This window comes from Jutongia sp. SJQ-6 (assembly GCF_054161275.1).
In genome coordinates this window covers 790,453-811,082 of record NZ_CP195314.1, presented here as the reverse complement: position 1 = coordinate 811,082, position 20,630 = coordinate 790,453, and the positions used below count along the sequence as shown (strand labels likewise).

The 20,630-nt window shown below is 41.1% G+C and carries 25 protein-coding genes and 1 pseudogene; 24 read left to right on the top strand and 2 right to left on the bottom strand.

Going from position 1 to position 20,630, the window contains the following annotated elements; genetic code table 11:
* Positions 1-126 precede the first annotated feature (126 nt).
* From ACSAJE_RS03775 to ACSAJE_RS03765, 3 genes are all read left to right on the top strand, one after another.
* Entirely contained in the window at positions 127-294 is a 168-nt protein-coding gene (locus tag ACSAJE_RS03775) for a hypothetical protein (protein ID WP_182448340.1), read from the top strand.
* Between the two features lie 34 nt (positions 295-328).
* Complete coding sequence (locus ACSAJE_RS03770; protein ID WP_118508065.1) at positions 329-535, top strand: hypothetical protein; 207 nt, start codon at positions 329-331, stop codon at positions 533-535.
* A 229-nt stretch (positions 536-764) separates the two neighbouring features.
* Positions 765-1,049, top strand: a complete 285-nt coding sequence (locus tag ACSAJE_RS03765) for a helix-turn-helix domain-containing protein (RefSeq protein WP_249298422.1) — start codon at positions 765-767, stop codon at positions 1,047-1,049.
* Between the two features lie 370 nt (positions 1,050-1,419).
* Here the strand turns inward: ACSAJE_RS03765 and ACSAJE_RS03760 are convergent, their stop codons facing one another.
* Together ACSAJE_RS03760 and ACSAJE_RS03755 are read right to left on the bottom strand one after the other, a co-directional pair.
* Positions 1,420-2,595 (bottom strand): IS91 family transposase, encoded by a 1,176-nt coding sequence (locus ACSAJE_RS03760; protein WP_458009616.1) that lies wholly within the window; start codon positions 2,593-2,595, stop codon positions 1,420-1,422.
* On the bottom strand, positions 2,592-3,440 hold the full coding sequence (locus ACSAJE_RS03755) for a tyrosine-type recombinase/integrase (RefSeq protein WP_458009615.1): 849 nt from the start codon (positions 3,438-3,440) through the stop codon (positions 2,592-2,594). Before ACSAJE_RS03755 ends, ACSAJE_RS03760 begins: the two co-directional genes overlap by 4 nt.
* A gap of 277 nt (positions 3,441-3,717) precedes the next feature.
* Here ACSAJE_RS03755 and ACSAJE_RS03750 point away from each other — a divergent pair, with 277 nt between their 5' ends.
* From ACSAJE_RS03750 to ACSAJE_RS03650, 21 genes and pseudogenes are all read left to right on the top strand, one after another.
* Positions 3,718-4,206 (top strand): hypothetical protein, encoded by a 489-nt coding sequence (locus ACSAJE_RS03750; protein ID WP_117890483.1) that lies wholly within the window; start codon positions 3,718-3,720, stop codon positions 4,204-4,206.
* A 151-nt stretch (positions 4,207-4,357) separates the two neighbouring features.
* On the top strand, positions 4,358-4,951 hold the full coding sequence (locus ACSAJE_RS03745; RefSeq protein ID WP_458009721.1) for a helix-turn-helix transcriptional regulator: 594 nt from the start codon (positions 4,358-4,360) through the stop codon (positions 4,949-4,951).
* A gap of 67 nt (positions 4,952-5,018) precedes the next feature.
* A complete protein-coding gene (locus ACSAJE_RS03740) occupies positions 5,019-5,153 on the top strand; it encodes a hypothetical protein (protein WP_458009720.1) in 135 nt (44 codons plus the stop codon).
* Positions 5,131-5,550 carry an L-2-amino-thiazoline-4-carboxylic acid hydrolase gene (locus tag ACSAJE_RS03735; protein WP_458009719.1) on the top strand — a complete coding sequence of 140 codons (420 nt, stop codon included), beginning with the start codon at positions 5,131-5,133 and terminating at the stop codon, positions 5,548-5,550. Before ACSAJE_RS03740 ends, ACSAJE_RS03735 begins: the two co-directional genes overlap by 23 nt.
* 767 nt (positions 5,551-6,317) lie before the next feature.
* Complete coding sequence (locus ACSAJE_RS03730; RefSeq protein WP_118149268.1) at positions 6,318-6,920, top strand: L-2-amino-thiazoline-4-carboxylic acid hydrolase; 603 nt, start codon at positions 6,318-6,320, stop codon at positions 6,918-6,920.
* Between the two features lie 49 nt (positions 6,921-6,969).
* Positions 6,970-7,554: a GNAT family N-acetyltransferase gene (locus tag ACSAJE_RS03725; protein WP_117910483.1), complete on the top strand. Its 585-nt coding sequence runs from the start codon at positions 6,970-6,972 to the stop codon at positions 7,552-7,554.
* A 439-nt stretch (positions 7,555-7,993) separates the two neighbouring features.
* Complete coding sequence (locus tag ACSAJE_RS03720; protein ID WP_458009718.1) at positions 7,994-8,158, top strand: hypothetical protein; 165 nt, start codon at positions 7,994-7,996, stop codon at positions 8,156-8,158.
* Between the two features lie 57 nt (positions 8,159-8,215).
* Positions 8,216-8,446: a hypothetical protein gene (locus ACSAJE_RS03715; protein ID WP_458009717.1), complete on the top strand. Its 231-nt coding sequence runs from the start codon at positions 8,216-8,218 to the stop codon at positions 8,444-8,446.
* A 131-nt stretch (positions 8,447-8,577) separates the two neighbouring features.
* Positions 8,578-10,425, top strand: a complete 1,848-nt coding sequence (locus ACSAJE_RS03710) for an acyltransferase family protein (protein ID WP_118691519.1) — start codon at positions 8,578-8,580, stop codon at positions 10,423-10,425.
* 26 nt (positions 10,426-10,451) lie between these two features.
* The gene (locus tag ACSAJE_RS03705) at positions 10,452-11,057 is read left to right on the top strand and encodes an RNA polymerase sigma factor (RefSeq protein ID WP_458009716.1); all 606 of its coding nucleotides are present in this window, start codon (positions 10,452-10,454) and stop codon (positions 11,055-11,057) included.
* A gap of 51 nt (positions 11,058-11,108) precedes the next feature.
* Positions 11,109-12,005 (top strand): DUF4300 family protein, encoded by an 897-nt coding sequence (locus ACSAJE_RS03700; RefSeq protein WP_458009715.1) that lies wholly within the window; start codon positions 11,109-11,111, stop codon positions 12,003-12,005.
* A gap of 45 nt (positions 12,006-12,050) precedes the next feature.
* On the top strand, positions 12,051-12,944 hold the full coding sequence (locus ACSAJE_RS03695) for an RsiV family protein (RefSeq protein WP_458009714.1): 894 nt from the start codon (positions 12,051-12,053) through the stop codon (positions 12,942-12,944).
* Between the two features lie 309 nt (positions 12,945-13,253).
* Positions 13,254-13,436 (top strand): annotated as a pseudogene (locus tag ACSAJE_RS03690) (DDE-type integrase/transposase/recombinase); the annotation flags it as partial.
* Between the two features lie 180 nt (positions 13,437-13,616).
* The gene (locus ACSAJE_RS03685; protein WP_458009713.1) at positions 13,617-14,513 is read left to right on the top strand and encodes an endo alpha-1,4 polygalactosaminidase; all 897 of its coding nucleotides are present in this window, start codon (positions 13,617-13,619) and stop codon (positions 14,511-14,513) included.
* Between the two features lie 93 nt (positions 14,514-14,606).
* A complete protein-coding gene (locus ACSAJE_RS03680; protein WP_458009712.1) occupies positions 14,607-15,818 on the top strand; it encodes a nucleotidyltransferase domain-containing protein in 1,212 nt (403 codons plus the stop codon).
* A 536-nt stretch (positions 15,819-16,354) separates the two neighbouring features.
* Positions 16,355-17,203 (top strand): leucine-rich repeat protein, encoded by an 849-nt coding sequence (locus ACSAJE_RS03675; RefSeq protein ID WP_458009711.1) that lies wholly within the window; start codon positions 16,355-16,357, stop codon positions 17,201-17,203.
* Positions 17,204-17,235: 32 nt separating this feature from the next.
* The gene (locus tag ACSAJE_RS03670; RefSeq protein ID WP_458009710.1) at positions 17,236-17,493 is read left to right on the top strand and encodes a hypothetical protein; all 258 of its coding nucleotides are present in this window, start codon (positions 17,236-17,238) and stop codon (positions 17,491-17,493) included.
* Between the two features lie 176 nt (positions 17,494-17,669).
* On the top strand, positions 17,670-18,032 hold the full coding sequence (locus ACSAJE_RS03665) for a hypothetical protein (protein WP_458009709.1): 363 nt from the start codon (positions 17,670-17,672) through the stop codon (positions 18,030-18,032).
* Positions 18,033-18,290 carry a PqqD family protein gene (locus ACSAJE_RS03660; protein WP_118691510.1) on the top strand — a complete coding sequence of 86 codons (258 nt, stop codon included), beginning with the start codon at positions 18,033-18,035 and terminating at the stop codon, positions 18,288-18,290.
* On the top strand, positions 18,287-18,736 hold the full coding sequence (locus ACSAJE_RS03655) for a hypothetical protein (protein WP_458009708.1): 450 nt from the start codon (positions 18,287-18,289) through the stop codon (positions 18,734-18,736). The genes ACSAJE_RS03660 and ACSAJE_RS03655 overlap by 4 nt, the downstream gene beginning before the upstream one ends.
* 22 nt (positions 18,737-18,758) lie before the next feature.
* Positions 18,759-20,390, top strand: a complete 1,632-nt coding sequence (locus tag ACSAJE_RS03650; protein ID WP_458009707.1) for an ABC transporter ATP-binding protein — start codon at positions 18,759-18,761, stop codon at positions 20,388-20,390.
* The last annotated feature ends 240 nt before the right edge of the window (positions 20,391-20,630 follow it).

Here is a 20,630-nt window from a genome sequence, read left to right as displayed (position 1 = left end):
AACACGAAAATTTCAGTTTCATGTTGCTTTTAATAATTGAATATTGAATGATTTTACATAGCCGTTAAGGAGCAATTTTTGCTCCCTAGCGGCTTATTTTATTTTTTAAAGTAGGAGGTGAGAAAATTGAAAATTAGAAAGGTTGATGACAAACCGATGGTCATTCACACCAAGGAGAAAGCCAAGATTTATGCCCACGAACTGAAGGAAGCTAAGATTAAAGGCAGCAACATCTATACAGTAGAGAGAGGTCCTAAGACAGCTGGTGCAAGTACAAATGTTGCGTGTTGGTAATAGCAATTTTGTATGGTAGAGGAGTTGAACTGAATTGGAGAAGAATTGGAGTACAGTGCAGTTGCATTGCAGAGAATGTAATGCGAGGATGATGGATTATACCTTGTGTCAGGACGATGACCGGATCGTCTTGCAAGGCATCACGATCAAATGCAACCGCTGCAAACGGGTAATGATGTTGAAGAAATATACAGAAGGCATGATACGGAAGCGTGCCGACAAAGGTGTGTTCCGTATCTGACAGATCTGGGATCTGTTACATAGAAACAAAATTACAATTAAATGAACAGCCCACCTGATAAGGGCACATCAGCAATTATGGAAGTACCAGAGACGCAGGGGAAAGATAACCAGTAGATAACTGGCTTTCCTTTGCGCCTTTTTGCGTGGATCAGGGAGCAGAAAATTCAAAGTTAATTTTTCATCATCTTACTTCTGGCTATCGAGATGGCTGGAAAGGATGAAGAATTATGATGATTTATGACATGGAAGCAAGCGGAAAGAGATTAAAGGCATTAAGAAAACAGGCAGAAAAGACACAGGAGCAGGTAGCGGAGGCAGTTGGACTTGAGCCGGGAATGATCAGCCGGATAGAGCGTGGAGTGAAGGGAATGTCGATTGATTCGCTGTTGATGTTTAGTGAAATTTATGGAGTGAGTACGGATTACATACTGAAGGGGGATAAGTCTGTGGCACCATCTGACGCATTATTGGAAGAATTGGGGGCATTGGTACAGAAATATAAGAGTTTGTAGGCGGGAGAAAATTTGATTTTTTCATTTCGTCATGCAAGTTGGTGATTGCAAAGGTTATGATGTCTGATATAATATGATGTGTGACGGAGATGTGGTCAGTTACAAATCGTTAAGGAAAGAATCGAATATGGTGCAAACGAAAAAACAGTCTTGAGATTTTCATTAACTGTCCTTTCGTTTGCATCAATTTCGATTTTTCCTGGTTGAACAAAGTGCGTCAACTCTATATGGACTTTTAATTCTGATACTCTACCTATGATAGTATAGCATGTACAGATAGAAACACATAGGATTTTTAATTCAGTCCTGTATTATGACACCAGAAATAAGCCTCCCTAAGGAAGCTAAAAAAATATACAGTTATGATACGTTAACAGAGCATATGTGGTTTTGGTTTTATAAAATGTTGTTCTGTAGGCAGAGGAATAATCTTACCACCACAGGAAGAACACTTGCATATATCTTTATTGTAAAGAAGACGGATAATGGCAGGTGCATCCATATCTTTCAGCTTGGAAATATATTTTTTGCAACCAAGGATGTTTCTGCATAGGGTAATCTTTTTCTTCTTATTTCTGGATGAAAGAAGACCATAGTGCCTAATACGTACAAAACGCTTTGGAGGAACATGCATTAAAAATCGACGGATAAATTCCTCGCCGGATATGCTGATCTCTTTCCAATGCCCTTGATTTTTGTAATCTTTAGCAGAAAATGTAACTGTAGATTCTGTCATGCCTTTGATACGGTAGTTGCTGATAGCAATCCGGTGGGTGTATTTTCCAAGATATCTGATAACAGATTCGGCACCATCAAATGGTTTCTTACAATAAGGAATCCATTCCTTTGCATAGCAGGTATTTAACAATTCCTTGAAAGTATAGTAGTTTTTGTAAGGAGCAGCTGATCCATGAAATTCAAGTCTGTCATTTTCCCAGAGCTGCTTAAGTTCAGCCATATATTTTCCACGAAACGTTTTGGAGATTGCCTTAATCGGAAGAAAAAAATCTTTCCCATTGTCTTTCCAATGATTTTTCACATCCAGTCCTCCACCAAGAACAATTGCATGGATATGAGGATGAAAATTCATGGTGCTTCCCCATGTATGGAGGATACAAATATAGCCGATATCAGTCCCAAGATACTTACTATCAGCAGCAAGTTCACTGAGAGTATCTGAAGCCGCATGATAAAGAGCAGTGTATAAGAATTTCTGGTTGCTGTAGATAATGGGATTAAGTTCTTCCGGAACTGTAAAAACCACATGGAAATAAGGAGCATCTAAGATATCCTCACGCCGTGCATCCACCCATTTTTCTTTTGGAAACTCCTGACACATAGGACAGCATCTGTCACGGCAGGAGTTATAGTGGACTGATATGCAACCGCAGTCCTCGCATACGCTTACATTCACACCAAAGGCACCGGTTTTGCAATTCATGATGTGGTAAGCGGCTTTTCTTTGAGCGGGAGAAATATCATGTGTGGATTCAAATGATGAATAAAAACGATGGAAAACATCCTGAATCGTGCAATCTTTACTCATGATTCACCACCTTTCGGGTTGTCGAATGGGCTGCGGATTCCAAGAAGTGTCTTGTTGCTCACATGAAGGTAAACATCTGTAGAGCGAGGATCAACATGTCCAAGAAGTGACTGGATATATTTTATATCCGTACCACTTTCGAATAAATGGCTGGCAAAACTATGACGGCATGCATGGGAAGAAACGCGACGGGTAATACCGGCAAGTTTGGCACTTTTCTTAAAGAACTGGTTAACACTGGCTATATCCAGATATCCACCGGTCCAGGAACTTGGGAAAAGGATATCTTTAGGACGCCCACACTTAAACCAATACTCTGTGAGAAGGTCAAGATTCTTTTGAGACAGAATCGTATATCTGTCAATTCTGCTTTTGGTTTCCCTAACATGAATCGTCATGTTGGTACGGGAAATGTCATCATAATGGAGATGAACAACCTCTGACACACGTAATCCGGAAGAATACATAGTTGCAATAATCGCTTTATGTTTCAGATTCGGAGTAGCGTCAATGATTGCATTTATTTCATCGCGGGACAGAACAGTAGGAAGATTTCGCTCTCTTTTCATAGCCGGAACAGTGTCATCATCCCAGACAATCTTCAGCACCTTTTTATATAAGAACTTGATTGCAGACCGATAGTGATTGTGAGTTTCAGGCGACCTGCCTTCCAGACGTTTGGCGGTAAGAAAACTTTCCGCATCTTCGAGTGTAAGATCAGAAACATTTTTTCCAATCCAACGAAGGAAGTAACTGACATCAGAGCAATACAGTTGAATAGTTCTTTCACGCAGGTTACGTTTTTCCGCTTCATTGCGGATGGATTCAAAAATATCTTTATACATAATAAAACCTCCAGAATAAGTAGTGTTAATAATTACATCTACCTATTTGGAGGTGCATGAGCGTCATAATTCCGATTGCGGAAGAGACTGGAAAATGTTATTCTTATCATAGGCAGTGGAGCTTTCTTAGTTCAGTTGTTTCGTGTGGTAACTTAACAATAACGGATTATGGAAAGTAATGCCACTGCTTTTTTAATAAAAATAAAACTGCGCCACAGCCTTGGCAGGCCATCGCGCAGCGATTTTGTTCAATCGGAATTTGTAGGAGGAATGAATCATGTTATTGTTGTTACAGAACGTATTGTATTGTTTATTGTATGTTATGCTGATAAAATGTGCAGTAAAGAACGATGGGCTTAATTGCTTATACTTTTATCCAAAAGAATATATAGAAGAAGCAGAAAAACGCGGAATTGCCAATAAAGAAACGGTTATGAAAAAATCAAAGTGGTTTATGATTCCGTTTTGTGTCATCATATTTGTAGCTCTGATTCTGATTATTTCCATTTGGAATCATGTTACGGATTTTAAAACAGCATATTTTCAATCCTTTCTTTTTCTTGTAATTATGAACTGGTTTGATGGGATTGTGATTGACAGATTATGGGTAGGGCACAGCAAAATCTGGCATATAGAAGGTATGGAAGATGTTTCTTATGTTAAGTCCTGGAAGACAGTACTGATAAAACGAGGAGCGGCTACAGTGGTATACATGCTTGTGGCACTTGTGGTAGCCGGAATCGTGGTATTGATCAGTAAAATATGACAATTCCAGTTTGAAAGGATAACCATTCATGACAGAATGTTTATTTCAATATGACAGACTATATCTGAACGCAGCCTACCACGAACCGGATGAACACAGACATCTTCTGTCTCACATGATTATTGGAGTTTCTCAAAGAGTAAGGTGCAGTGTGAATCATTATGAATTTGAGGCAGATGGCGTCTGCATTGATTCTGATGTTCTGCATACAGCCTACGTGACAAAGGGGGAGCTGCTTATCTGCCTGTTCGACAAAACATCTTTATTTGCGGACGCACTCTCCCGCCGATACCTGAAAGAACAGAATTATGCTGTTTTGGGTGAAGAAACAGTTCAGATAATAAGAGATACATGGCTTGAGATCCACTCACTGGCGGCTGTGGACGAGGCGATTATCAGCATGCTCGGGATAAAAGACATATCCTCTTCCACGGACGAACGGATACAAAATGCTCTTGAAACGCTGAAAAATTATGAAAGTGTTGACCCGGACTGCATAAAAGCACTGGCATCGGATGCCGGTATTTCTGTCAGCCGTTTTTCCCATCTGTTTAAGGAGAACGTGGGGATAGCTCTGCGGCGTTATCTTGCGCTGGAAAAAATAAGAAAGAGCTATATCCGTCTGCTGAAATCAGGAAGTATTACGGATGCCGCAATGACAGCCGGTTTTGACTCGCCGTCCCATCTGGCGGCAACCTGCAAAAGAATGTTTGGAATCTCCATGACTGATTTTTTTAAAAGTTAGCGTGTATTTGAAAGTGCAAGACTTCCTTATATGATAAGATAAAAGCAATAAGGAGGTCGGCAAGTTTATGAAAAAGTATGATATTTCAACACCTGTTGCGCTGAAGAAAGGCGTGTATAATCTGAACGGCGAGGCGAACTTTAATTATCAGCTCAACCGTGTCATTAATTGGGATGGGCTTGAATCAGAAACAGGCAGATGAACTCATGTGGCATATGAACGAGAAAATGCTGCTGACTGTTCCGAAGCCGCTGCTGCATATGGTCGGAAAAGCGTATCTGAACAGCTTTCGGAAAAAGGCGAAGCAGCATATGCTCCGACAGGAAAACGGAAGTCTGCATCCCTTTGATTGGGAAATCCAGTATAGGGATATAAACAAGAATGAGTTTATGATCAAAATAAAGAAATGCGGATTCATTACTTATGCGGATAAATTTGACGCAAGGGGCATCCTGCCGGGAATCTGTGCGGTGGACTATATCGTTGCTTATTATATGAAAAATGGATTTCACCGTACGAAAACGCTGGGCTACGGCGACGACTGCCGGTATGCGCTAAACGGAAGCTGTCCCCTGAAACCCGGAAATGGACAAAAATAGTGTAATGCAATGATAACAGGTCAGCAGATGCAGAACAGTGTGAAACGACAAAATTATTTGAAACGGTTTCCGAAAATCTATTGACTATTTCGGGCTTTTTTGTTTTATAATATTAAAGGTGAGTCCTACCTATAAGTGGAGGTCGTAAAAGCGTAAGAATCACCTCTGGTGATTCTTCATGGTGGCTATGCTTTTTAGCACAGCCACTTTTAATATCAAGGAGTTTTATGGAACAGGAAAGACTAAATCTATCCGGGAGATACGAAAGACGCAATCGAAGTGTTTCAACTGTATGAGGCACAGGGCGATTACTTTGATATCAGCAATCTATCAGAATCACTGTCTGCATTGTGGAAGTTGTGATAATGTCAAAGGATGATATACGATTCATCTTCAAGAGCGGAAATTGGACTACAAAAGGTCGGATTCGTCAGTAACCACCGAGGTTTGATGCATCCGGCTTTTATATTACAGAAATATGGCATAAAATGGATATGCGATTTTGCCGATATAAGGTATAATAGAAATATACACATTGAATCAGGGCCTTAAGCTGATAGATGCAGATGTACGTTCAATTCCGATAATGCCAATACTTATAATTGTGACTGTTGTATTTGCAGCTTTATGCGTCGGTCTTTTTTGGAGAAGAGAGAAGAAGAAAGGAGATAAGTCCGCTTTACTTTGATTAAAAAGTATCGTATAGTAAACATTGGTTAATGACAACTAACTTGTGCGAAGTGTGGATTATAGGAGGTGCACTTGATATGAAAAATTCTATCGGGGTATTATCAGTAAGTAAGTTCTATCATAGTGCGGTTAAGGCTGAACTAAAAAGGCGTGGATTTCAAAAGAATACCGCAAAGAAAATAATAAAGACGCACAAAGAAATTATGAACAGGGCGAAAGAAATTGGCAACTCAAGGCTCGTGAGCAGTTATGTAATGGGCAGCTATTTTATTGCGATGAACCGCAGCACAGGTAAGTCGCCGGAGGAGAACTACCAGATATTCAGAGATGGACTTTGTGCTTCGTCTTTATTCAGGAAAGTGATGGGAGATGCGGAAAGCTATCTGTCGCCTAAGAAGATGGAAGGACGTTTGAAGTGGTCCGAAGAAAGTCATAAGAGAAAATATGAAAATGACTGGGTGGTTGATATATTACCGGGAAATGACGAGTATGATCTTGGATATGATTATCTTGAGTGTGGAATTTGTAAGTTGTGCAATGATGAGGGATGCCCGGAATTAGCACAATACTTGTGTCGTATGGACTTTGTGCTTGCCGATATTATGAACATGAAGCTTGTGAGAACTGGGACTATTGCCGAGGGAGCCAAATATTGTGACTTTAGGTACAGCAGACAGTAAAAATTCAGCTTGTAGAATTGGAAAAATCGGAATTGGTGGAGGAATATCCATGATAAAAGTGGAAAATAAATCAAGGAAAGAAATTGCAGACATTGGCAGAAGAATCGGTGAGGCATTTGCTGATGAAAAAGCCGGAACTGTTACGATGCTCACAAGAGAGCAAACAATAAAAGGCTTTGAGATTATGACGGAATGGTTTTACAGAGCAGGAACTCTGTATACCACATCGGAAATAGGAGAGGGATATCTTGCTTATTGGAGTAAGAGGGCAAAACCTTCAATGGGTCCGACCTTACATATGATCAAGCGACTTTTATGCGAGTTACCGCTTAAGGCACTGATAGCTATGGCACAAAGCGGAGACGAACAGTATGCGAAGATTTTCAAAAAAGAGCATGACTATATTGCAGTATCCATGGTTGTTGTCCTGCGAGAATTTCAGGGGAAAGGATATATGCGCAAGATTTTGGAGCAACCTTTTGCCGAGGCGGACACAAAGGATATTCCCTGTATTCTGGATACTGATACGCCGTTAAAAGTAAAAAAATATACTCGATGTGGAATGGAACTATGTGGCGAGAAAAAATTGAAAAATGGCATTTCACTGTATACGATGGCGTATAATAAAAATTAATATGGATAGTGGAAATGAAATGTTTCAAATGTTGGATGAACTAAGATGATAATTCTAAGTTGTAAAGGTGGAATATTGGCATTGGATTATGTAAAAAAGTATCCAGAAAAAGTAAACTCTATTATTATCATTGGAACTCCTTATGATATACCCAAAGTTCTTTTCAAAATACAAAGTATGATATTTCACTTCATGCCAGACTCACAATTTAATGATATGGGCTGTTCAAAAAAAGATTTTATTACTTTAGTAAACTCAATGAGCAATCACAATATAAAAAACGGTTTGGATAAAATTAATTGCAAAAGCCTAATATTGTGCGGAAGTAAAGATAAAGCGAATATGAAAAGTGCTAACCTCATGGGAAGAATCTTTAACTATTTTGAATTCACTTTTTCTTATACTCTGACTAATTTGTTTAGATCTGTTGATCGCATTGATGGAGGTTCTTCATGTCGATGCAAATTATATTTTGGGCGTGGAATCTGACAATGCTGGAAATAACTCGATAGATGCAAGGCTGCGGGAATTGCCGGAATCACAGAGACAGTATTTTACAACGGTGTTTTTGACAATGCTGGCAAATTATCCGGCAGCTGCGTAAGGAGGAACAAATTATGGCGAAAAGGAATTACCAATTACGCTTGAAGAACAGATAGACATGATGAAAAAGGAGGACATTCGCACGATTACATTTGACAAGGGATATGATGTTGTGCTGAATATGGCGGATGGAGCAATAGGATATCTTGAAGACGATGGGGAAAATCATAAGATTTTTTCTGTCATTGCGAAAGCATTAAAAAATGGTGGAAAGCACTTTATGGATATCATAAATGGAAGTGTATTTGAAAATCACAATGGGAGGCATTTGCTTCCCTTTTTTACGTAATAATGCATCATAATGAAGCTGGTTGTCTTCTAAAAAAAAAATAATAAAAATGTAACCTTTTGCTTCAAATTGCTGTCATAATATATAGCGCGCAAAAAAAAGCCTTATTGCAGTAGGAAGGAAGCAGGAAAATGAAGGAGCAAAAGAAAAAACGCCGCATAGAAGGGATGGATGCGTTAAGGGGTTTTGCTATATTGGGAGTTGTCCTTTACCATGTAATGCCGGGGCGGTTTCCGGGCGGCTTTCTCGGAGTCAATATGTTTTTAGTGCTGTCCGGCTATCTGATCTATAAAACATCCGTATGGGACCTGGAACATGGGGAATATGCAGCAGGCAGATTTTATAAAAAACGTTGCATAAGGATTTATCCTCCTCTGCTCATTATGATCGTTGCAGTGTGGGGCATTCTGGCGGTCAGTATGCCAGAGGTGGCAAAGGGCAGGGGCGGTGAAGTTTTAAGCATTGTTGGGGGATATAATAATTTCTGGCAGATCCGGCAGAATGCATCTTATTTTGCAAGGATGAGCCAGCAGTCACCATACACACATCTGTGGGCGATTGCCATAGAAATGCAGTTTTATCTTATGTGGCCGCTGTTGTTTTGGCTTCTTCGTAAACTGAAGAAGCATACATCCATGACGGCTGCGAGAACAGCTGTGCTTGTTCTGGTGATTCTTGGTGGACTTCGTATGAGCATTGTCTATCGTCCGACAGAGGATGTATCAAGGCTTTATTATGGGACAGATACAAGAATATATGCCCTGTTTTTGGGAATGTTTATTGCAATGATTCAGAAGGATGTGATATCTTTTGTACAAAGAAGGCTGCCGTTATGGTTTATAAACAGCCTGACAGCAGCAGGGCTCGTGGTGATGACGGGAGCCTATTTCATAGCGGAAGGGCAGATGCCGTATATATACCAAGGGGGAATGTTTGCAGATGGAATACTTTGTGCACTGATTCTTTTGCTGATTTCAGTGGGAAGTATGGGGAAATGGCTAGACAAAAGTCCCTTTGCTTTAGTAGGAAGAATAAGTTATGAGCTTTATCTGTGGATGTATCCGATCATTTTTCTGTTTGGGTATTATAAGAAAAACTTTGGCCCGGTATCCTGGTGTGTACAGATCATACTGATGGTTTTTGCGGCATCTGCGATGCATGGACTGATGGTATTTTTTCAATATAAGAAAAAACAGAACCCGAAGGGGGATGGTGTTGTCATAGGTTATACCAGCACTGGATTCTCTGTAGCCTGTATTGTACTGGCTGTTTGTGTGATCACTACACATCAGCTGCCGGGGGACGCTGTGAAGGATACTGTCGTAAAAGCACAGGCAATGTCACAGCAACAACACAGGAGGATTGCTGACGAGGTAAAAGCTTCAAAAGAGAAAGCACCGGCCGCCGGGAAAGTGGAAAAAATGAAAAAGGCTCCCTTAGAGAAAACGGATCAAGATGACAATGCCAGCATCCGTGGGCAGAGTATTACCGCAATTGGTGATTCCGTTCTACTTGGTGCTTCCAAGGAAGTAAAGAAAAAGCTACCGGACTGTATGATTGATGCCAAGGTATCCAGACAGGTTATTCAGTCGAAGGATATTGTTAAAGACCTGAAATCAAAAGGAAAATTAGGAGATACGGTCGTGCTTGCTCTGGGAACGAACGGAACCTTTTCCGATGCTGTCGGCAGAGAGCTGATTCGTGCGATTGGAAAGGACCGGAAGATCTATTGGGTCACAGCCTTCGGGGAGCATTTGCAGTGGCAGGAAGAGGCTAATCACCAGATCCGATCCATGGCAGAGCAATACAAAAATGTGCAGATTATTGACTGGGCATCTCTTGCAGAAGGGCACCCAAAGTGGTTTGTATCCGATGGAGTACATCTGACCTCTTCCGGATGCAAAGCCTATGCAAAACTATATTATGATGCAATAGACAAAAACAGCCAGAAATGCATTGTAAAGAATCAGGAGGAATAGACCTGCGGTAGTAAAAGGAGGAAAAAATGGCAGAATCATCATATTATTCAAAGGGGGAACAAATGGCATGGGATGACCGGGAGATTATTGCGCAATTTCTGTGCCGTGATGAGGCTGCCATTAAAAATACTGTGGACAAGTATGAAAGATATTGCAGCTCCATCGCCTATCGTATTTTAGGAAATGGAGAGGATGTCAGGGAGTGCTTGAATGATACCTGGCTGAAGCTGTGGGAGTCCATTCCGCCGACAGTACCTGAGATTTTGTCGGCATATGTGGGAAAAATAACCAGAAATCTGGCAATCAACCGATATGATCATCTGCATGCCGGAAAACGCTGTGGGGACAGTGTGGATCAGCCGTTGGAGGAATTAAAGGAGTGTGCATCGTTGGCACATGATAATGTGAGAGAGGAAATGGACCGGAAGGATCTGGAGGAAGCAATCAACCGGTATCTGGACGGACTGCCGTCAAAAAAACGACAGATCTTTGTCCAAAGGTATTTTTATCTGGATGAGATATACCAGATTGCAGAGCATTTTCATATGACGGAGTCCGCAGTCAAGGTGGGATTGCACCGTATGCGGAAGTCCTTAAAGATACATTTGCAAAAGGAAGGATATCATATTTAGAAACAAGCCTGTGAAAAAATCAGGGCTGAATTAAGAAATGAGGTAATAGTTATGTCAAAGAAAAAGATATTGTGTTATGTTTTATTGACTGCAATGTTAGTCAGTATGTTTGCGGCAGGAGAGGTGTCTGTGGCGGCAGAACAACAGAAGCCGGCATATTCCAATCTTGCAGATGCAAAGTCACGAAAAGAAGTAAGGAGTGCCCTTTTGTCAGCGGGAATCTCTGCCAAAACAGCGGATGCCTGGCTGAAGGATGTTGTAAGCTACAATAAAACCATCAAAAATACCAGTCTGGTAAAAAAAAGCTTCAGAAAGATGGGAAAAAAGCCACCGGTATATAATGAAAACCGGATCAGTAAGCTCTGGCTGAAGAAAAATAAACTGTTTATCGGTTATAACTGCAGGATTACTGCCTATGATCTGATGAAGGACTATATTAAGGTCGGCAATACCAGAAAAGCGAATCCGTCGCAGCTGTTTATGGATCAGGATGCGGTAAAGAATGCACCGACTAAGAAGTTTTCAGGAAAGCAGAGAAAAGCATTTGAGAGTATATTCTCTACGGTGCAGACGAAATATACGAAGAATGTGGCAACACATGCAGCAATTTGGGCAAAGGATTGGAAAAACAAAAAGATTTCTGTTTCCGGCAAGACAAAGGCAACTCTGATCAGCGTCGTTTTGCATTCCAGTTTCAGCAAAACGGAAAATGAACTGTTTGTGGGTCATACCGGTGTGCTGGTGCCGACAAAGAATCATAAATATCTGTTTATTGAAAAGCTGTCATTCCAACTTCCTTATCAGGTAACCCGTTTTGAAAGCAAAAAACAGCTGAATGATTATCTGATGGGAATGTATGACACGGAATGGGGGCAGGATACGGCAAAGCCATTTATTATGGAAAATACAAAGCTGATGAAGGAATATCATGCAGTGTCTGACCGATAGAACGGATAGTAACGAATTTTCAAATGCATGGAATGGAGGAATCAGATGAGCCGAAGAATCAAAAATACAATCAGCAGCAAGGAACTGCTGCAGGCAATGGGAGGAATACGGGATTGCTATGTGAAGGAGGCAGATTATGCTGCTTGTGCTGCTACGAAGAAACAACCTCACAGATGGTATGTTGCTGCCGGCATGGCAGCCATGCTAGCATTGAGTATTCTGCTTCCAAATCTTAATAAAGCAACGGCTTATGCCATGCAGAGCCTGCCGGTGATAGGAGAATACTTTAAGCTGGTTACATTCCGGGAATACCGGTTTGATGATGGAAGGCATAGTGCAGACGTAAAATGGAATAAAATCTATGCAGATAGGGCAGGGATGGATGACTCCGAGGAAACCGGAAAACAGGCGCGCAAATCAGTCAAAGAGATCAATGCGCAGATGGAGCAAAAGACCGAGAAGCTGCTCAAAGAATTTAAGAAGCAGGTCGGGGCGTTGGGCTACTCCTCTCTGACCGTGGATAGCAAGGTGGTCACGAACTCTTCGAAATATTATTGTGTTATGCTGTCTGCGTTTTCCTCCCAGGCAGATGGATACCAGGCGGATGCCTTCTATACGATAGAAAAAAGTACCGGAAACCTGCTGGAATTATCGAATCTGTTCCCGGAGAATGCGGATTATGTAGATGTACTTACGGCACAGATCAAGAAACAGATGCGCCAAAATATGAAAAAGGATGAAAATAATGTGTATTTTCTGGATACAGATACACCGGTAGCATTGTTTGACAAGATTGATGAAAACCAACAGTTTTATATCAATGGAAAAGATGAAATAGTGATCTGCTTTGCAGAGGGGGATGTAGCACCGGCTTCCATGGGAACACTTCGTTTTGTTATCCCGCAAAAAGTGGTGAAAGAACTTCAAAAAAATAAATGATGATTCCTGTAGGGGGATAGGAGTTGTGATAAAAATCTGTAGGAGGGTATAGCCTGTTTTTATCCGTCATAAGTTGTATGGAACGATAATGAAAGGTAATTGAGAAAAATTCTTAGTTACCTTTTTATTTTGTTTATAGGAGCAGACTAAAGCAGTATCACATTACGATTGAACGGATTCCGGTATTATTACCTGCATGCATTATTGAATGAATTGAGCGCATTGGTACAGAAATATAAGAGCATTTAGGCAATGGAAAGGAACTTTGAGCTAGTAAGTAATCAATAAAGTTGCGGTTGTTAGCAATATGCGGAATTGGCTATCCAAACATTACAGATTGCCCTTGACAGAAATCCTGTAAAAGGAGAAATTATTTTGCATAGTGATCAGGGTTCACAATATACCTCCAGAGCCATCACAGAATTTTGTGAAGAAAAAGGGATTCGGCAAAGCATGAGCAAAGCAGGATGTCCTTATGATAATTCTCCGATGATTTTTTTTAGTGTAAATGTTACAAAAATGCTTGACCATCTCAGGCACAGAGATTGCAGTGTCAGAAAGAACGAAGTGGATGGTTTAAGTTAAGGAGGTTCAATTAGTTCACCATATCACATTTATTCTGTGTTATACTGTGTTATAGATTTGGAAACTATGGAAAGGGGATGAGTGTCATTGAGCAGGAAAAAAATCAAGCAGATGGGAGCCGTGGCTTTACTAGTTATTCTGATGTTTATTATGGGATGCTTTTTTATAAAAGACGATAAAGTAAAAACATTAGAGAAAAATGATTATGGGAAGACATTAGAGAAAAATGATTATGGGAAAACATTAGAGAAAAATGATTATGGGGTGTTTCTGAATGCGGACGCCTCATCTTTGGAACGCTTTAAAAGATATGATCTGATTGTAATTGATGCGCAATATTTTACAAAAAAGGATATCGAATCGCTCCATCAAAATGGAACAAAGGTATATACGTATCTAAATATTGGATCTGTTGAAAACTTCAGGGAATATTATAAAACTTACGAGAAGTTTACAATTGGCAAGTATGAGCATTGGGATGAAGAAAAATGGGTGGATGTGTCTGTCCCGGCATGGCAGAAGTTTATAGAACAGCTTTCTAAGAAACTATTTGAAAAAGGTGTTGACGGTTTTTTTATAGACAATTGTGATGTATATTATTATGCTCCGCGCAAAAGTATTTTTGAGGGTCTTACAGCGATTTTGCAAAACATTATGACATTAAAAAAAGCGGTCATCATCAATGGTGGGGATACATATGTAACGGAATATAGAGAACGCTATGGGGCTGTTGATCATATTATGACAGGTGTAAACCAGGAATCTGTGTGGAGCGGTATCGATTTTGATAAAGGGACATTTAATGAGCAAACAAGGGAAACACGGGAGTATTATAGCAAATATTTGGAAGCTTGCAAAGCAGACGGAATGGAAGTATATCTGTTGGAATATACAACCGACGAAAAACTGATCCAAAAAATAAAAAAATACTGTAAGGAGAAGAACTTCCATTTTTATATTTCTAATTCTCTAGAACTTCAATAATGGTTATACAACAAGTAATCCAAAGATAATACTCTTATTTATCATATGGGTGGGTATATAATGAGAAAAATATTGTTGATGGAGGAGAAAAGGATGGAGCAAGAAATTAGAAACGCGGACCTTTCAGATATGATGTGTGATCTGCTTTATCTGTTAGGGTGTGGTGTTAATGAGAAAATGCCTGCGAAGGCTTATATCAAGACATTTCAGGAAGCATACGACGAAGACAAAATGCAGATGATGTATCGATTTAGCAAGGCTCATTTTGTGGAAGCACTTACCGGAACCGTGCTGAAAAAGGCTGGCGTGAAGCTTCCGACAGAGTGGGAACAGAGTATTGCCAAAGCAATCCGTAAAGTAATCTTATTCGATCGGGAACGTGCAGAGATTTTTTCTTATATGGATGAGCAGAGAATCTGGCATATGCCATTAAAGGGCGTGATATTAAAAGAGTTTTATCCGTCCATCGGCATGCGGCAGATGTCGGACAATGACATTTTGTTTGATAAAGACTATGCGAAGCAGATCCGGGATTACATGATAAGCCGCGGTTATGAGGTCGAAGTTTTTGAGCAGGGAAATCATGATGTCTATGAAAAAGAACCGGTTTATAATTTTGAAATGCATACTTCACTTTACGGAGCGGGTCATCACAATGAGTGGATAAGCTATTATGACAGGATCAAAGACCGTCTGCGTCCGAAAGGAAATCGATCCGAGTATCGCTTTACGGATGAGGATTTCTATGTATATATTATGACGCATATGTTCAAGCACTTTGATGGAAGCGGTACAGGAATCCGTTCTCTATTGGATCAATATGTGTATTTGAATCGGCTGGAAGATTCCCTTGATTTTCCTTATATTGACAAGCAGTGTGAGATTCTTGGTATTGCAGATTTTGAGAAAGAAAATAGGGATCTTTGCAAGAAAGTGTTCCGAATAAATGATATCCTCGCAGAAGAAGGGACGGAGAGATTTCGTCACGCTCTTACGCCGGAAGAGAGTAAGCTGCTTTATTATTATATGACTTCCGGAGCATATGGTACGACAGAGCGCAGAGTAGTAAACAGCATGTCTCAGCATCGGAAAAAAGATGGAAGTATTTCAAAAGCTGCTTATATAATAAAACGACTGTTTCCGGGAAAAGAGCAGTATGATTATTGCCCGGTACTGAAAAGACATCACTGGCTTCTGCCGTTTTACTGGGTGTACCGGGCTGTCCGGATGATTTTCAGTAAGGAGAGGAGAAGCAGGACATTCCAAGAAATAACTATTGTGAAAAAAATCCGGCAGGATCAGTAGGGAAAGTGTTGAATAATAATGGACAAATGATGAGCGAATGATGATCATTTTCCCCCAATCCGATATTGACAAGACGATAATCTTTCAGTATGATTGAGACAGCGAGTATCACGGAAAGGGAGGAAGATATGAAACAAAGAAAACGAGGAATAAGGCGTATGTTTGCCGGAGCCATGGCGTACGTCGAGGCTTGTGGAGTAGTGCCATCAGGAAAATAAGCAAGTCAAACTGCCAATTATTTAATATTCGCTGTACAAGTTTAAGTGAAAGGAAGGACAAAGAAATGAAAGAAGTTTATGAAGTAGCAGAAATGGAAATTATTGAATTTGAAACAGAAGATGTGATTACTACCAGTGGCGGTGGTCAGATTGGTGGCGGTGATGAAGGCTTCGGAGACTAAGAATACCATTATTCAGGGGGCGGCGGTGCAAACCGCCGCTTTTTCCAAATAACAGAGAAGCTATTTAAATTATTTAGCACAGTAACGGGTATTTATAAATGGCTGTCATTATCAACCAGTACAGAGGAGATTGATTGTGAAGATAAAAAATATGATTTTAACAGCAGTATGTATTTGCTTCCTTTGCCTGTTTGGAAGTGTACAGGTGTATGCGACAGAATATTATGGAAATTTTCAATACGAAGATAATGGAGAAAACGTATCAATTTATGCATATAATGGAAGCGACAAAGAGGTTACCATTCCTGCCTATATTAACGACAAGGCGGTAACAGAAATCAATGATTATGCATTTTTATTATGTAATTCGGTAGAGAAGATCATCGTACCATCTACAGTTACGACAATTCATGCAAATGCATTTTCAGGTGTCGGAAATCTCAAGAGTGTGGTACTTGCTTCCGCAGATACCAAAATCGAGGATTCCAATGAAAATACAGACAAGAAAGATACCGATGAAAACGGAAAGTCGAATCCGTCCGATGCCACAGACAATAAGAAGGGCGATAATTCAGGAAATAAAGATGCCGGAAACGCGAATACGTCCGGCACATCCAATAATCAGACTAAGAAACAGTCCGGAGCCAACAATAATAAGAGCAATTATAAAGTTACGGTAGATTCCTCGGTAGATACAGCCGCAGAGGAAAAGAAACTTGCCGAGCAGTACAAGAAAGAAAACAAGACAGATGACGGCGCTACAGTACAAAATCGTGGTACAGAAAAGCAGAGTGGTGGCACAGAGATTGCAGGAATTGACGAGGGCATAGATGCCGACGAAAATACCATCGGCTCAAATGCAGATACAGCCTCCGAAAAATCACATAGTATGCCGGTGCGGGGAATTATATTGATAGTAATTGCGGCAGCGATTGCAGTGACAGGAATGGCTTTATTTATCCGGAAGAAAAAGAAACAGAAGTAGAATTATAATTTGAATGCAATCAGAGGTCGCATATGAAGAACTTTACAATCCGTCTGGCAGGACAGTATTTTACCATCTGTCCTGTCTGTGATTATATCAGAGAATATTGCAAAGATTATATGGTGGCAGATGTTCAAAGGGGTACAGCTACAGAAACTAGTGGAGCTGTGTCACCGGTTTATTTCACGATTCCACCACGCAGTCCGATATCGACTTTGAGCGTGAGAAATCCGCCAGAGAAGATATCAAAGAGGGCATTCCTATCAGGCATTTTTCCGATGCCTACTTAGAGACACTTGCGGTCTATCGCAAGATTGCAGACCGCCTTTTATCCTGTGATACTCTGCTTTTTCATGGCTCGGTCATTGCAGTAGATGGCGAAGGCTATCTTTTTACAGCGAAAAGCGGCACCGGCAAGTCCACTCATACACGACTGTGGAGAGAGTATTTCGGGGAGCGTGCCGTCATGGTAAACGATGACAAGCCACTTCTTCATATCACAGACTCCGGCATGACCGCATATGGTACACCCTGGGATGGCAAGCACAGACTAAGCACGAATATTGCAGTACCGCTAAAGGGCATCTGCATATTGACAAGAGATACCACAAATCATATCGAACCGGCAGAGCCACATGCCGCATATCCGATGATTGTCCAGCAGACGAATCGCAGCTTATCAGCGGACGGAATGAAGCAGACACTTTCCCTCATAGATAGGATGCTTAATGTAATGCCGGTCTACCGGCTTGGCTGTAACATGGATATCGAGGCTGCAAAGGTTGCTTATGAAGGAATGAATAGACTTAAGAAACAGGAGGAATTATAGATGAGATTAAAAGATACATTTATCACACACGACAGCGATGGAGAGCAGGTACTAATTGATGTAACCAGCTCCTTTGCCGGACTTGTCAGAAGCAACAAGTCAGCGGCTTTTATTGTAGAGTGCCTGAAAACAGATAGTACCAAAGAGCAGATTGTTGAGGCAATGTATGAAAAGTACGATGCTCCGAAGGATGTGCTGCAAAAGGATGTGGAGTCAATTGTGGAGAAGCTGCGTGGCATTGGAGCGATAGAGGAATGACCAGATTATCTTATGAGGAATATCTACGTAAATTCCATACTCTCACATACAAAAATGTAGGAGTGAGTATGCTGCCGCTGCTAAAGCAGGGACGGGACTCTTTCACAGTGCGTGAGGTGAAGCAGGGCGAAAGCTGTAAGTTATGGGATGTTGTGTTATATAAAAGAGGCACAGACCAGTATGTGCTTCACAGAATTGTCAAGGTATATGAAGATTTCTATGATATCCTTGGTGATAACTGTATTGGGATAGAGAGTGGAATCCCTAAAATAGATGTTATTGGTGTGATGACAGACTTTGCCCACAAAGGGAAGCAGTACAAGACCGATGACATAAGATACCGATTGTATGTGTGGCTGTGGTGCAGACCATATAAGCTGCGGATATTTTTGAAGAAAATCAGAATGAGATTACAATCTGTTTTGAGAAAAAAGAGAGAAAAATGAATCGAAGTTGGTGTGATTATTTATGAGAAAGACGAACAAATCCGCCCTGCACTTTATCAACGAGGTCGCAGGCAAAAGCAGATTATATATACTATTCCTGCTGTTTTTGCAGATGGTACTTGGCATCAGCAGTGTTTTTTATGCTCTGCTCCTGCGTGGACTGATTGATGGGGCAGTGGCACATGACAGCTCCAAAATGATTACCTATTGTGTCCTCTTTGCGGCACTTGTGGTGGGGCAGATTGCACTCCGGGCAGTTCTTCGGTTCTTAGAAGAATACGCTAAGGCAACCTATGAGAATACATTCAAAAGCAGGCTGTTTGCAGGGCTTCTTACACACAATTATGGAGCAGTCACCGCAATCCATTCCGGTGAGTGGATGAACCGCCTGACATCAGATACTGTTGTCGTGTCAGAGGGGCTTGCCACGATTGTGCCGGGCGTAGCCGGAATGGTAACGAAGATGGCAGGAGCACTTGTGGTAATCCTTATTATGGAACCGAGGTTTGCCTATATCCTTGTGCCGGGTGGAATACTTCTGGTGCTGCTTACTTATATTTTCAGAAAGCAGTTAAAAAAGCTGCACAAGCAGATGCAGGAAAAGGATGGATTTGTCCGTATCTTCTTGCAGGAGCATCTTGGCAGTTTGATGATCGTCAAAGCATTTGGCAAGGAAGTGGATAGTCTTACTGAGGCGGAAAGCCATATGAGCGAGCACAAGAAAGCCCGCATGCGTAAGAATCATTTTTCTAATGTGTGCAATATCGGCTTTGGAGCAGTTATGAACGGAGCTTATGTGCTTGGAGCAGTCTATGGAGCTTTTAGTATCTATGGTGGCACTATGACCTACGGTACATTTATGGCGATGCTTCAGCTTATCAGCCAGATACAGAATCCGTTTGCCAATATCACAGGCTATCTGCCGAAGTATTTCGCTATGCTTGCGAGTGCGGAGAGGCTGATGGAGATTGAGGCGTATGCTGAGGATGAAGTAAAATATATTCCGTATAACAGCACTTTCGGCTTGTCGCATGTGGATTTTACATATCTTCCGCCGGTCATTACCGAGGGAGATACGGTTATGCCAATCGTATTAAAGGATTACAGCTTAGAGATACGAAAGAGCGAGTTTGTGGCATTTACCGGTCCGAGTGGCTGTGGCAAAAGTACTGTGTTAAAGCTTATGATGGGCTTGTATACAGTGGATGCCGGAGAAGTGTATGGCTGTGACCGTTCCATGTTTGCCTATGTTCCACAGGGCAATCAGCTTATGAGTGGAAGTATCCGGGATATCATTACATTTTCAGATAAGAACAGAACAGGAGATGAAGCAGGCATTCACAGAGCTCTGCAGATTGCCTGTGCGGATGGCTTTATCGCAGAACTGGAGCATGGGATTGATACGTTGCTTGGAGAGCGTGGCTTGGGACTATCCGAAGGACAGATGCAGAGGCTTGCGATTGCAAGGGCAATTTATTCCGACCGACCGGTACTTCTTCTGGATGAAGCTACAAGTGCACTGGATGCCGGAACGGAAGAAGCAGTTCTTGGGAATCTTCGCAGCATGACGGATAAGACAGTGATCATTGTAACCCACCGTCCGGCTGCACTTAAGCTGTGTGACAGGCAGGTTGCATTTGGAGAAGAAAAGTAACGGTGAATCAGATGTGTCTTATCGAAGCTGGATTGTTAAAATTGTCCGGCAATAACAAAAGAGTGGAAAATAGTGATTGATAAGAGAAAGGTGAGATCATGAAATCACCCAAATTAAGAAAGGCAAATTATGAAAAAAATAAAAATGGTTGATTTTTTCTAGGAAATGAACAAAATGATTGGGCTGAAGGCTCTTGAATGAGCATTCAGTCCTTGGGAAACAGCTAAAGGATATCCGGAT